The following is a 13,745-nucleotide window of genomic DNA, read 5'->3' on the forward strand; positions in this document are numbered from 1 at the left end:
TGAGCGTAAAGAAAATTCGGTTAGCAGGGCGTGCTAAAGTGTTATGCGAAAAAGCGAAGGGAAGGAATTGTGAATAGGGGCGGCTCCGCAGAACAGAGGGATAGGAACCGAATTTTTAGTGAGCACTGGATAGCCTTGATTGTTTGGTTCTTTATGATCAAGCATAAAGAACATATATTAAAAAAGTTGAATAAAATAAACGTTCTTTTTATTATTACGCTCGATTGGATCATATGTTGAAAAAACTTTTTATAGTTAAACCTGTTGTGCTGAAAATAGTCTTATCGGTTGTAAATAATGATTATATGAGAAAAGTTTTTATACTAATCACGATGTTAACCATCGTCGTTGCTGCCTGTACAGCGAAAAAGGGGATGACGTCCAAAAAAGATGCATTGAACGGAACATGGGAATTGGACTATATCAGCGGTCCTCGCATTGCATTTGAAGGCTTGTATCGCAATAAAAAACCCTTTATAAAAATTGAAGTAGACAGTAACCGCGTGAGTGGCAATACCAGTTGCAATAACTTTTTCGGAAAACTGAATCGCGATGGTCATAATATAAGCTTTAAAGAAGGTTTAGGAATGACGAAAATGTTTTGCGAAGGGCAGGGAGAGCCGACCTTCATCAGTACGCTCGAAAAGGTAAATCGTTATGATATTACCGATGAAGGTAAAACGCTTCATTTTATTATGGGAGATATTGCTATGATGCGGTTCAGGCGGATTGACTAAATGCTGAAATCGGACCTCTGTTAAAGGTTTGTTTCTTACCCTGAAATTTTGTACTTTGGACTATCACTTTTATTAACTAAGTTTTTATTAAAAAAATAAACGATTCAGTATGGGAAAAGGAGATAAAAAAACCAAAAGAGGGAAGATCACGATGGGTTCATTCGGAAAAACGAGACCTCATAAGCAAAAAAAAGTCGCAGCAGCAACGGCGGTTGTAGAAGAAAAGGCCACAGTAAGTGCTAAAAATAAAAAGGGTTGATATTCATCAACCCTTCCTTATAACCTATTTAAACGTTAATTATTTCTTTTCCTTTTTATAAGCAGCATTTAAGCCGTCTACCACTTCTTTGGTGATTTCAAGGCTCTCATCTGCGAACAGTACACCCGGGTTTCCTTTGGCATAAGTTAATACAAATTTATAGCCTTTCTCTTTCGCATGCGATTTAAGGTAATCGGCTACCTTGTTGTATAACTTTTCTTGTTCTTGGGCTTCATCATTGGCAAATGACTGATTCGCATTCTGGTTGAATTTGCCGAGCTCTTCCTGCTTACGTGCCAAACGTTCTTCTGTACTTTGGCGCTGTTCTGCACTCATGGTAGCAGCGTTTTTTTGGTACTCAGCCACTTCACGTTGAAAAGCATTGCCTTTCGCTTGTAGCTCGCTCTGTGTCTTTTTTGCTTTTTCCTGAAGCTTGGCTTGCATATCTTTAAAGTACTCATAATTGGCTAATAGCGAATCAGAGTTTACATATACGATCTGTCCTTCAGTGGCTGCGGCAGCAGTGCTGTCTTTGCCGGACTTAGCCGCCGGTTTATTTGCATTGTTATTACATGATACTGCAGCCACAGCCAGCATCAAGCCTAATGAAATTTTTGCTATAGAAGCGAATGGTTTGTTCATCTTATGTCTTTATTGTTTAATTTCTATGCAATCAAAACGCAAACCTAACATAAAAATCATATACTAAGCAATTTTTTTTTAAATGCGCGCGGGAATCATGCATATTGAGAAACCGATTTTATGAGGTGTATGTCAGCAAAAAATTGACTGGATAGGAAAGGAATTGTAGGCGTTCCCATCCTATTCTCTGTGTTTTTTTATCTAGAAAAAAAGAACATTAAATAGCTATTATATAAGGAGTAAATTACTCAAAGTCGGTAAAATTTCGTATTTTTGTGTTTTTGGAACTAAACTATACATGAGCGAAGAAAACAAAAACAAATCCAACTATTCCGCAGATAATATACAGGTATTAGAGGGCTTAGAAGCCGTAAGAAAAAGACCGTCAATGTATATCGGAGACGTTGGCGTGAAAGGTTTGCACCACTTGGTGTATGAAGTAGTTGATAACTCCATTGATGAAGCGCTAGCCGGTTACTGTACAGACATTCATGTAATCATTCATAAAGATAACTCCATAACAGTGGAGGATAACGGACGGGGTATCCCAACCGGAATCAATAAAAAAGAGAACAAATCAGCCTTGGAAATGGTCATGACTATGCTCCATGCCGGTGGTAAGTTCGATAAGGACACCTATAAGGTTTCCGGTGGTTTACATGGTGTTGGTGTTTCCTGTGTGAATGCACTCTCTACCTTGTTGATAGCTGAAGTACATCGGGAAGGTAAAATATTTAAACAAGAGTATGCGCAGGGAAAACCTCTGTATGATGTAAAAGTAATTGGTGAAACCGATCGTACCGGAACGAATGTTACTTTCCATCCGGATCCAAGTATTTTTACCATGACTACCACGTATAGTTATGATACGCTTGCCGGTAGATTGCGTGAGTTGGCTTATTTAAACAAAGGAATCAGACTTACCCTACTTGACGAACGCGAGGAGCAAGAAGATGGAGCATTACGTCATGAAGAGTTTTATTCTGAAGGTGGCCTGAGCGAGTTTGTTAAATTTTTGGATGGTAACCGTCAGCCTCTAATTCCTGACCCCATTCATGTGGAAGGAATAAAACAGGGTATACCGGTAGAGTTAGCTTTGCAATATAATGATACCTATTCCGAAAACGTGCACTCCTACGTGAACAATATCAATACCATTGAAGGGGGTACTCATGTTGCCGGATTTAGGAGAGGCTTAACCCGTACTTTGAAAGCTTATGCAGATAAATCGGGCCTGTTAAAGAACCTAAAGGTAGAAATTACAGGTGATGATTTTCGAGAAGGCTTAACGGCTGTTATTTCTGTAAAGGTCGCTGAGCCGCAGTTTGAAGGACAAACAAAAACCAAACTCGGGAACAACGAAGTAATGGGCGCCGTAGATGTCGCTGTAGGCGAGATTTTGGGTACTTACCTGGAAGAAAATCCACGCGAAGCAAAGGCAATTGTACAGAAGGTTATCATCGCGGCTCAAGCTCGCGCCGCTGCACGCAAAGCCCGTGATATGGTGCAGCGCAAAACGGTAATGGGAGGTAGCGGTTTGCCGGGTAAGTTGGCCGATTGCGCAAACAATGATCCTGCTAAATGTGAAATATACCTCGTAGAGGGAGACTCGGCGGGAGGAACCGCAAAACAGGGGAGAAACAGGGAATTTCAGGCAATCCTGCCTTTGCGTGGTAAAATCCTCAACGTAGAAAAAGCGATGGAGCATAAAATCTACGAGAACGAGGAAATTAAGAATATGTTTACCGCCCTAGGGGTGAGTATCGGTACTCCTGAAGATGCGAAGGCGCTGAATCTGGAAAAACTTCGTTATCATCGAATCATTATCATGACGGATGCCGATGTGGACGGTTCGCATATTACAACGTTGATTTTGACCTTCTATTTCCGTTATATGAAGGAATTAATAGAGCGAGGTTATGTCTACATTGCTACTCCTCCGTTGTACTTAGTAAAAAAAGGTAAAGAACATGAGTACGCGTGGAATGAAAATCAACGACTGGCAGCTATTCAACGGTTGAAAGGTGCCGGTAAAGAGGATAGCGTACATGTTCAGCGGTATAAAGGTTTGGGAGAGATGAACGCAGAGCAGTTGTGGGATACTACCATGAACCCCGAAACCCGCACCTTACGTCAGGTGAGTATAGAAAATGCGGCGGAGTGCGACCGTGTCTTTTCCATGTTAATGGGCGATGAAGTGGCACCTCGTCGGGAGTTTATTGAGCGTAACGCTAAATATGCGAAGATAGACGTATAAAAGTTCTAAGTTTTAAGTTGTACGTTTTAAGTGCCTTATAACGTACAACTTTTAACCTATCACTTTAAAAAATTAACCAAGCCTATTACTAAATCGCTGTTTAACGGGAGATTTGGATTTGAATAAGTCTTCAAGTTAGCTTCTTTATTTGCAGGTGCTGTTTTTAGTGTATGGTTCATGTTTTTTATAAGTAAGAGCGTGGCTTTGGGATTCGCTGCTTTTAACTTTTCGGCGTGGCTGGTCGGTACTTGCAAATCCGTAGTGCCTCCCACAATCAGGATTGGTATTTTTAACTTCCTGATTTCTTCTTCGGGATTGATTTTGAAAGACGAAATAAGGAAGGGTTGTATAGCCGGGGCAAATAAACTATTGAGCTCGGTCGGAACATTATTTGTCATTTTTCCCTGTTTCAGCAGGTTGATAATTGACGTAGCTTCTTTAACTAAGGAAGGTTGTGTTAATAATTGATTTTCTAACACAGTAGCAAGATTTTCTCCCGGGCCGCATAAAGAAACAACGGCGTCCGGATTCAGCTGCTCCGATGCAATAATGCCGATGTTTGAACCTTCGCTATGACCTATAATAAACAGCTTTTGAAATTTTTTTTGATTTTTGAGAAATGTTCCAAGAATCACCGCGTCATCTACAAAGTCGTTAAACACCAAGTTATTTTGGCTTGTCTGAAAGTTTACACTTTCGCCGATCAAACGCTTATCGTATCGGAAACTGGCGATGCCGTTATCCGCTAACGCTTCCGCTAATAATAAGTAACTGTTGGCTTTCACGCCATAAAGGTTGTTGCCATTGCGATCCGTAGGACCGCTACCCGCAATGATTAAAGCGACGGGAGTACCCGCTTGCGGATTTTTTGGTGTCATAAGAGTTCCGCTGATAATACCTCCATTTACTTTGATTTTTAACGCCTCTTCGGGGAAATTAGCCGGACTCCTATTGGTGTTGGCCCTGATTTTGGGTTGTTGTTGCATTAAAAAAGCCGAAATATCTCCGCTCGTGTTAAAATGGAATGTTAAGGGAACAATATAATCTTTAAAAGTGGCTTGCAGTATCAACGAGTTGTTATTATTAGTAATGCTATCGAGTGGTTCTACCTGCTCAAAAGCACCAAATTGCTGGTTAATACCCTTCCATATCTTCGATAATGTTGCTGGGTTAACCTTCGCTTTAAAATCAGCTGAAGTAAGATCAAGTGCTTCCTTGTAGTTGGAATCAACCATGAGCGAGATGAATTTTGCCGCCTTATTGCCGTTTGTGTTTTGCGCTTTTCCGCTATAAATGCTCAAGAATAATAAGGTAAAGAGAATAAAAAGGTAACGCATAAAATGAATTTTTTCTTTAAGATACAAAAATTATATGGTACTTGCTCGCGAAAATAGCTCATTGCTGAAAGCCGATCTCCATTTCCAAATAAGCGAATTTTATAGTAGGTTTGCACCTCTTTATATGTATACAATAGTATACTAAATGTTATTTATACCATGAGCATAGCGAAGACATACAACCCCAAAGAAACCGAAGATAAATGGTATGCCTATTGGCTGGAAAAGAAGTTTTTCCGTTCTATACCGGATGGTAGAGAACCCTATACGATTGTCATGCCTCCTCCTAACGTCACGGGCGTATTGCACATGGGACATATGCTAAATAATACGATTCAGGATGTATTAATTCGCCGTGCCCGGATGCAGGGTAAAAATGCCTGTTGGGTGCCCGGTACCGATCATGCGTCGATTGCAACCGAGGCAAAGGTAGTCGCTATGCTTAAAGAGCGCGGAATCAATAAAAGCGATATCACACGTGAAGAATTCTTGAAATACGCTTGGGAATGGAAGGAAAAATACGGCGGAATTATTCTCGATCAATTGCGAAAGCTGGGAGCCTCGTGCGATTGGGACCGGACGCGCTTCACTATGGAACCCGACTTGAGCGATGCGGTAATTGATACATTTATTCACCTTTATAAGAAGGGGTATATCTACCGAGGTATCCGCATGATTAACTGGGATCCGCAGGGTAAAACCGCTGTCTCAGATGAAGAAGTAATTCGCAAAGAAGTAAACCAGAAGCTGTATTATATCCAGTATCAAGTTGTAGACACGGGCGAAGAACGAACAACGAATAACCAACAACGATCGTACATCACCATCGCAACAACCCGGCCGGAAACGATTATGGCTGACACGGCCGTTTGTATCAATCCGAATGACGAACGCTATCAGCATTTAAAAGGAAAGAAAGTACTGGTTCCTATAATAAACAGGGAAATACCCATCATTGAGGATGAGTATGTTGAGATGGAATTTGGTACAGGTTGTTTAAAAGTAACGCCGGCACATGATCTGAACGACTATGAGCTGGGCCAGAAGCATAAATTAGAGGTTGTCGACATCTTAAATGACGATGGAACGCTAAATGAAAAAGCGCAGATATTAGTAGGAGAGGATCGCTTTATCGCCCGTAAAAAAATTGCTAAAATGCTGGAAGAAGTAGGGCAATTGGAAAAGGTTGAAGATTATAAGTCGCAGGTTGGCTTTTCAGAGCGGACCGATGCGGCTATTGAACCAAAGCTATCTATGCAATGGTTTTGTAAAATGGAGCACCTTGCAAAGCCGGCACTGGATTACGTGCTTAGTGGCGAGGTTAAACTAATTCCTGACAAATTTATCAATAGCTATCGCCATTGGATGGAGCATGTTAAAGATTGGAATATATCGAGGCAACTCTGGTGGGGCCAACGAATCCCGGCTTGGTACAATGAAAATCAAGATTGGGTTGTAGCTAAAACTGAAGAGGAAGCGATAGTCGAGTTTGAGCGCTTGGGAAAAAGCACAAAGGGCATTTATCAGGAGGAGGACGTGCTAGATACTTGGTTTTCGTCAGGCTTATGGCCTATATCCGTTTTTGACGGATTTAAAGAGCCAAACGGAGCCGATATCAATTATTATTATCCTACAAATGATTTGGTAACAGCGCCTGAAATATTGTTTTTCTGGGTAGCGCGTATGATGATTGCAGGGCAGGAATTTCGAGGAAAGGCACCATTTAAAAATGTCTACCTTACCGGTATCGTGCGCGACAAACTTGGACGAAAGATGTCTAAATCATTGGGGAATTCGCCGGATCCGATTGAGTTGATGGATCAATATGGTACGGATGGCGTGCGTGTTGGAATGTTGTTGTCGTCTCCTGCAGGTAATGACCTCATGTTTGATGTGGCCTACTGCGAGCAGGGCCGAAATTTTGCCAACAAGATTTGGAATGCCTTCCGATTAGTTAAAGGCTGGGAAACGGTTAACAAACCGGCAACAAAAGCAGAGCTTAAAACCGTGGAATGGTTTGAGAGCCGCTTTAGTGAAGCTGTGATCGAAGTAGAGGAGCATTTCGCCGCCTATAGACTTTCTGATGCGCTCATGACCATTTACAAGCTTATATGGGATGATTTCTGCTCCTGGTATCTTGAACTGGTAAAGCCGGCTTATCAACAGCCTATTGCTAAAGATCTATTGACCTTTACGATCGACTTTTTTGAGCAGGTATTGGCCCTTGCTCATCCTTTTATGCCATTTATCACGGAGGAGCTATGGCACGATGAATTGTTTGGAAGTCGGAGTGCGTTGGATTGCTGTATTGTGGCAGCCTATCCTAAGGCTTCAAAGATCGATCGGGAGCTTCTAAATGACTTTCAGGTGGTTCAGCAAGTTGTTTCTGAAATACGTAACGTGCGAAACACGAAACAAATTTCTCCTAAAGAGACACTTCCACTTGCTATCAAAGTGAATACCGATATTGCTTACGAAAACTATTTAGATAGTATCAGAAAATTGGCGAACATCAGCGACGTAAGCTTCGTTTCGGAGCAACAAGTGGGGACGGCAGCATTTATAGCAGGCAAGGATGAGTTTTTTGTAAGCATAGCTCAAAATATTGATGTGAAGGCCGAGCGTGAGCGAATAACAAATGAAATCACGTATTTACAAGGTTTCCTGAAATCGGTGAACGCAAAACTATCAAACGAGCGATTTGTACAAAACGCGAAGCCGGAGATCGTGCAGAATGAGCGTAATAAGCAAGCAGATGCACTTGCGAAGATTAAAATTTTAGAAGAAAGTTTGGCGTCACTTTAATGTTACTATTCCGTTTTCGATAGCTCAAAGCTTTTATTATCTTCGTGAGGATATTAAATTATAAAAACTTAAAGTTATTAACATGAAAAGAATTCTCAGTCTAGCACTTATCGGCTTTGTTCTAGCATCTTGCGGTGGTGCTTCCAAAAAGGAAGAGAAAGCGGCCGATCAGGACCCGAATTTAATCACTTGCGAGGGCATCGGTAAAGTAAAATTAAGCTATAGCCATGCGGATCTTGAAAAGGAATTTGGCGCCGATAAATTGGCTGATACAACGAAGGAAGTAGAAGGTAAGAAAGTGAGCGTTACTAAAGTATTCAAAGATACACCTGAAGAAGTAACAGTATTTTGGGCAGAAACGACCGCTCCTTTTACCAAGGCGGTGAAATTGAGCGTATCGGATGAAATGGGACCCTATCAATTGGAAGAAGGTATTCGAGTAGGTTCCACATTAAAAGATATGGTAAAAGCAAATAACTTTTTGCCGGTTACGTTTACTAACTTTTATGCTAATGTGGATGGTTTTGCTCATATTGAGAGCTTCAATGACGGTGATTTAGGTCAGAAGTATCCTTGTTTAGGGGGTGTATTGGATATAGATAGAACCGATAACCTGGAAGTTACATTGCTGGATGAATTTAAAAAGGAGAATCCGGTCAAATCTAATCATAAGGCCATGAACTTTATCTATGCTAATGTGGTAGAATTAAGTGTTTCTGCCAAATAGATAGATCGCGATATATAATAGACATATCTTTGTTAAGCCGTTTGTTTACAAAAACAACGGCTTATTTTATTTCGTGGTAGAAAGGAATGTCTTCCAAGAACCGGTAACTTTCCTTTTCATGGTCAATGAGACAGTAATAGTGTTCTAAGCCGTTGCTCACAACCAGGTAAGGAACTTTATGAACCATATTGTATCGTGCGATCTGTTCGAATACGGCCTGCGTGATTTTTATTGAAGGAGCCTTTAGTTCTGCTATTAATAGGCGTTTACCCGAGGGATTAAAAACTACGATATCGGTGCGTTTCTGCAGTGAGTTTAATTTTAGTCCGCCTTCACTTTGAATCAATGCTTTAGGGAAACCCTTAGCTTGTATAAGATGTTGAATCCAATGTTGCCGTACCCATTCTTCGGGCGTTAATAAGAGATGTTTTTTTCTTAACTCATCATAAATGAACAGGCGATGTTCATCTTTGCTGAGTTTTAGCGGATAGGAGGGTAAATTAAGTGGAATGGGGCTTAACATAATGACCGTGTTTGCGGATGTCTTAAAGATACAAAGCTAGGGAGATTTTTTTAATTAGTTATAAGTTGTACGTTATATAGTTAGTAGGGAGTAGTTAATAGGGAGTAGTTAGTAGGGGAGTAGGAAGTAGTTAGTAGGAAGTATGACAGGTTCACTACTAACAGGTTCCCTTGTTCACTAATAAGGGAGTTAGTAGTTAGTAGGGAGTAGTTAGTAGGGAGTATGACAGGTTCACTGCTAACAGGTTCCCTTGTTCACTAATAGCAGTCGCAGCGACCGTATCAAAAACCTATGCTTATAGCTTACTGCTTATAGCTTACTGCTGATAGCTTACCGCTGACAGTTGTCAAACCTTAAAAATTATTGTTATTTTGCAGCGTGGTCTAGCCTATACCTAGGCTAATTGATAGTTCCCTGTTAGCCCATTAGATTAATAAAAGAATATGAGTGCATCTAACATTTTAGCCGATATCAATAAGAGAAAGCTGAAACCGATTTATCTTTTGCATGGAGAAGAAGCATACTACATTGACTTGATAGTCCATGCTTTAGAGAATAAGGTGCTGAGTGAAGCTGAAAAGGGTTTTAATCAAACGATTCTATATGGAAAGGATACAGACTGGGTCACGATCTTGAATACAGCTAAACGATATCCGATGATGAGCGACTATCAAGTTGTCATTATAAAAGAGGCTCAGAATTTAAAATGGGATAAGGCAGATGAGTTTTTTCAAGCTTATGTGGAGAAACCTTTAACAACTACCGTATTAGCTTTTGCGTACAAATATAGCAAGTTTGATAAGCGGAAAAAAATATACAAGGCCATTGAAAAGAGCGGGGTTGTGCTTGAATCCGCTAAGATTTATGATAATAAATTAGCACCCTGGATTGATGAGTATGTAAAGGAGCGTGGGATGAAGATCCATCCACAAGCTGCAGCGATGATGGGTGAATATTTAGGTACAGAGCTTTCGAAAGTAGCAAATGAGTTAGACAAGATGATGCTCAATGTGCCAAAGGATAGGGAAATAGGTGTTACAGACGTTCAAAATAATATCGGGATAAGTAAAGATTTTAATATTTTCGAACTGAATACCGCCCTGGGAAAAAAGGATGTCTTAAAGGTAAATCAGATCATCGATTATTTTTCTGCTAATCCGAAATCCAATCCGATTCCCGTCGTGATGGGATCGCTATACGGTTATTTTTCAAAAATCTTGAAATTTCATTATTTGCCTGATAAAAGCCAGCAAAGCGCTGCCAAAGAATTAGGGGTTCATCCCTTTTTTGTGAAAGATTATGAGTTGGCAGCCCGGAATTATCCGATTATGAAACTGTTTCATATTATTGGCTATCTTCGGGAGTACGATTTAAAGTCGAAGGGAGTAGATGCCTTTAATCTCGAAGCCGAAGATTTGCTGAAGGAAATGATGTTTAAGGTTTTACATTAATAAGGCTCCATCAAGAAATAAATAGATGAAAAAAGAAAGAAAACGACCGCAAGGAGAAATTAGGGATAGAGAGCGGACTAAATTAAAGCTCTTAAGTGCAGTGGGTCAAATAATACGGACGGAAGGCTACCAAGGCTTGGGCGTTAATAAGATCGCTCAAATAGCCGGTGTAAACAAAAAATTGATTTATAGGTATTTTGATAGTGTCGACAACTTGGTGGAGAAATATGTTCGGGAAAAAGATTATTGGGTCAGTTTTGTTGATAAAATAAATGTTGCAGATTCGTTCCAGCAAGATTTTGGGCAAGTGGCTTTGCCAAATTTGCTAACACAGCAACTCGATTTTTTTTTCGGAGCAGACGAACTGCAAAATATCGTACTTTGGGAAATCAGTAAACAAAGCTCGTTAATGCGCGAAATCGCTAATGCCAGAGAAGAGTTGGGCAGTGACCTTTTTCGGTTAACGGATCCATTATTCAGTGACACAACGGTAGATTTAAGGGGAATTGTTGCGCTACAGGTTGCCGGTATTTATTATTTGGTACTACATGCGAAAAACAACGGAAGCACCTTTTGCGAAATTGATGTGAATACGTTAGAAGGACGGGAACGTATAAAACAGGCTGTGACTAAAATTAGTAGCTGGGCATTTGACGAAGCTAAGAAATGTAAAAACAGAAAATAAACAGAAGGGTGTCTGAAAGTTTTTCGGACACCCTATTTATTTATTTCAACATGCTTTCGCGTTGCTTCTTTATTTCCTCACTATTGATATACTCATCATAGGACATAAGTTTATCAATAACACCTTTGGGGGTCAGTTCAATAATTCTGTTGGCTACCGTTTGTGTTAACTCATGGTCGCGCGAAGTAAATAGTATCGGTCCTCTGAAATCTTTCATCCCATTATTTAAAGCTGTAATAGACTCCAAGTCGAGGTGATTAGTGGGTTCGTCAAAAAGTAAAAAATTCGCCTTTTGTAGCATCATTCGCGAGAACATGCAACGCATTTTTTCTCCTCCGGATAGTACGGAGCATTTTTTCAGCACTTCTTCTCCACTAAATAACATTTTCCCAAGGAAGCCCCGTACAAATTGGTCATCCTGATCTGTTGAAGAGTATTCCCTCAGCCAATCAATAAGGTTTTCATTTTTCCCTTCAAAATAGGCAGCGTTATCCATAGGAATATCAGCTGTACTGATGGTGACCCCCCATTTAAACGCGCCTTTATAATCTTTATCCCTTCCGGTAAGTACTTCGTAGAAGGCGGTAGTTGCTAAGCTGTTTTCGGATAATATGGCAATCTTATCACCTTTGTTCATCATAAAAGATACCTTATCGAATAAGACTTCACCATTCGATACCTTGCCTAAGTTTTCTACCTGTAGAATTTGATCGCCTGGTTCTCTGTTCATTTCATTGAACATAATGGCTGGGTATTTTCGACTAGAAGGCTTGATTTCATCTAAATTGATCTTATCCAAGGCCTTTTTTCTACTTGTTGCCTGTTTTGATTTAGAAGCATTTGCACTAAATCTGCGAATAAATTCCTGCAGTTCTTTAACTTTATCCTCCAGCTTTTTATTCTGTTCTGCGCGTTGTTTTAAGGCCAGCTGACTTGATTCATACCAGAAAGTATAGTTACCGGTATAGATCGTCATTTTACTAAAATCAATATCGACAATATGCGTACATACTGCATCCAAAAAGTGACGGTCGTGCGATACGACTAAAACTAAACCTTGATAATCTGCCAAAAAGTTTTCTAACCAAGCGATTGTATCGATATCTAAGTCGTTGGTAGGTTCGTCCAATACCAGTATGTCCGGATTTCCAAATAGTGCTTGCGCCAATAGCACCCTTACTTTTTGGTTACCATCTAAATCCTTTACCAGTTTATAATGTAGATCTTCTGAAATACCTAGATTGCTAAGTAGGGTAGCGGCATTATTTTCGGCACTCCAGCCATCCATTTCAGCAAATAAGTTCTCCAGCTCGCCTGCTCTTTCTCCGTCTGCATCGGTAAAATCTTCCTTGGCATAAATGGCGTCCTTTTCCTTCATGATGTTGTAGAGCTCTTTATGCCCCATCATAACCGTCTCTATAACGGAAAATTCATCAAAAGCATAGTGGTTCTGACTAAGAACGGCCATACGCTCTCCTGGCGTGATACTGACAGATCCGGTTGTTGGATCTACATCACCGGTAATAATTTTTAAAAAGGTCGATTTGCCGGCACCATTTGCGCCGATTATACCGTAACAGTTGCCCTGTGTAAATTTTAAATTAACTTCGTCAAATAAAACGCGTTTACCAAAGCGTAAAGAAAGATTTGAAACACTAATCATAGGGGGCAAAGATAGCGAATTGAAAGCGTAATGTGAAGAGGATAAGCTTAAAGGTGCACTCTATGATAATATTATCGCTGCACGGAATGACGAAAGAACAATTTCTGTTGGAAATATCCAAAAATGTGTCGAAGGTGAAAGCCACAGTACTGGCACAGCTCGCCATATCAGATCATTATACCATGTCCGACCTCTTGTCGCTTTGTTATCATCCGCAGAAAGCCATTGCTTTTCGAGCGGCCTGGATACTGGAATTTGTCGAAAACAAATCGCCTGATCGATTTATCCCTTTATTAGTCGAGTTTATTGAGCAACTTACGCATCAACATAATGCAAGTTGTCAGCGGCATTTTACGAAGATTTTGATGAATTATACCAATAGAAAAGCTAAAACGATTCGTAAAGAAGCTTTCAGTCAATTGACAACAACACATAAAGAACAAGTGGTAGAGCGTGTATTCGAGTGGCTAATCAAATCTGAAACACCGGTTGCGGTAAGGGTCAACTGCATCGAAATACTTTATAACCTCGTTCCTTTATTTCCGTGGATTAAAGATGAGCTAAACGCGCAAATTACTTTTTATTTAAAAGATGGTAGCGCTGCGATGCAGAGTAGAGGAAAAAAATTACTGATGAAATTGCTGGAAGCATCTTGAAAA

Annotated in this window: 12 protein-coding genes; 8 read left to right on the plus strand and 4 right to left on the minus strand. The window is 40.3% G+C overall.

Annotated features, from left to right (window positions below; all coding sequences use genetic code 11):
* Window positions 1-305: 305 nt before the first annotated feature.
* Both FKG96_RS09325 and FKG96_RS09330 read left to right on the plus strand, forming a co-directional pair.
* Window positions 306-737: an META domain-containing protein gene (locus tag FKG96_RS09325; RefSeq protein WP_246860261.1), complete on the plus strand. Its 432-nt coding sequence runs from the start codon at window positions 306-308 to the stop codon at window positions 735-737.
* Window positions 738-846: 109 nt separating this feature from the next.
* Window positions 847-996, plus strand: coding sequence for a 30S ribosomal protein THX (locus tag FKG96_RS09330; RefSeq protein WP_013665733.1), 150 nt, complete (start codon window positions 847-849; stop codon window positions 994-996).
* Between the two features lie 39 nt (window positions 997-1,035).
* On the opposite strand, the gene FKG96_RS09335 is transcribed toward FKG96_RS09330, so the two are convergent.
* Entirely contained in the window at window positions 1,036-1,638 is a 603-nt protein-coding gene (locus FKG96_RS09335) for an OmpH family outer membrane protein (protein ID WP_130856952.1), read from the minus strand.
* Between the two features lie 298 nt (window positions 1,639-1,936).
* On the opposite strand from FKG96_RS09335, the gene gyrB reads away from it, so the two are divergent.
* Window positions 1,937-3,895, plus strand: coding sequence for a DNA topoisomerase (ATP-hydrolyzing) subunit B (gene gyrB / locus FKG96_RS09340; protein ID WP_013665735.1), 1,959 nt, complete (start codon window positions 1,937-1,939; stop codon window positions 3,893-3,895).
* Window positions 3,896-3,954: 59 nt separating this feature from the next.
* On the opposite strand, the gene FKG96_RS09345 is transcribed toward gyrB, so the two are convergent.
* Window positions 3,955-5,232 (minus strand): DUF3887 domain-containing protein, encoded by a 1,278-nt coding sequence (locus tag FKG96_RS09345; protein WP_149105364.1) that lies wholly within the window; start codon window positions 5,230-5,232, stop codon window positions 3,955-3,957.
* A gap of 159 nt (window positions 5,233-5,391) precedes the next feature.
* Here FKG96_RS09345 and FKG96_RS09350 point away from each other — a divergent pair, with 159 nt between their 5' ends.
* Together FKG96_RS09350 and FKG96_RS09355 are read left to right on the plus strand one after the other, a co-directional pair.
* The gene (locus tag FKG96_RS09350) at window positions 5,392-8,037 is read left to right on the plus strand and encodes a valine--tRNA ligase (RefSeq protein ID WP_149105365.1); all 2,646 of its coding nucleotides are present in this window, start codon (window positions 5,392-5,394) and stop codon (window positions 8,035-8,037) included.
* 82 nt (window positions 8,038-8,119) lie between these two features.
* Complete coding sequence (locus FKG96_RS09355; protein WP_149105366.1) at window positions 8,120-8,764, plus strand: hypothetical protein; 645 nt, start codon at window positions 8,120-8,122, stop codon at window positions 8,762-8,764.
* A gap of 61 nt (window positions 8,765-8,825) precedes the next feature.
* Here FKG96_RS09355 and FKG96_RS09360 read toward each other — a convergent pair whose 3' ends face one another.
* Window positions 8,826-9,287 carry a type I restriction enzyme HsdR N-terminal domain-containing protein gene (locus FKG96_RS09360; protein WP_130856957.1) on the minus strand — a complete coding sequence of 154 codons (462 nt, stop codon included), beginning with the start codon at window positions 9,285-9,287 and terminating at the stop codon, window positions 8,826-8,828.
* A gap of 443 nt (window positions 9,288-9,730) precedes the next feature.
* Between FKG96_RS09360 and holA the strand changes: the two genes are divergently transcribed.
* Together holA and FKG96_RS09370 are read left to right on the plus strand one after the other, a co-directional pair.
* Window positions 9,731-10,738: a DNA polymerase III subunit delta gene (gene holA / locus FKG96_RS09365; RefSeq protein WP_013665740.1), complete on the plus strand. Its 1,008-nt coding sequence runs from the start codon at window positions 9,731-9,733 to the stop codon at window positions 10,736-10,738.
* Between the two features lie 25 nt (window positions 10,739-10,763).
* Window positions 10,764-11,423 carry a TetR/AcrR family transcriptional regulator gene (locus FKG96_RS09370; protein ID WP_013665741.1) on the plus strand — a complete coding sequence of 220 codons (660 nt, stop codon included), beginning with the start codon at window positions 10,764-10,766 and terminating at the stop codon, window positions 11,421-11,423.
* Window positions 11,424-11,463: 40 nt separating this feature from the next.
* Here FKG96_RS09370 and FKG96_RS09375 read toward each other — a convergent pair whose 3' ends face one another.
* Window positions 11,464-13,086 carry an ABC-F family ATP-binding cassette domain-containing protein gene (locus FKG96_RS09375; protein ID WP_130856959.1) on the minus strand — a complete coding sequence of 541 codons (1,623 nt, stop codon included), beginning with the start codon at window positions 13,084-13,086 and terminating at the stop codon, window positions 11,464-11,466.
* A gap of 62 nt (window positions 13,087-13,148) precedes the next feature.
* Between FKG96_RS09375 and FKG96_RS09380 the strand changes: the two genes are divergently transcribed.
* On the plus strand, window positions 13,149-13,742 hold the full coding sequence (locus FKG96_RS09380; RefSeq protein WP_013665743.1) for a hypothetical protein: 594 nt from the start codon (window positions 13,149-13,151) through the stop codon (window positions 13,740-13,742).
* Window positions 13,743-13,745: the final 3 nt, after the last annotated feature.

The organism is Olivibacter sp. LS-1, from assembly GCF_008245145.1.
Taxonomy (GTDB): Bacteria; Bacteroidota; Bacteroidia; order Sphingobacteriales; family Sphingobacteriaceae; genus Olivibacter; species Olivibacter oleidegradans.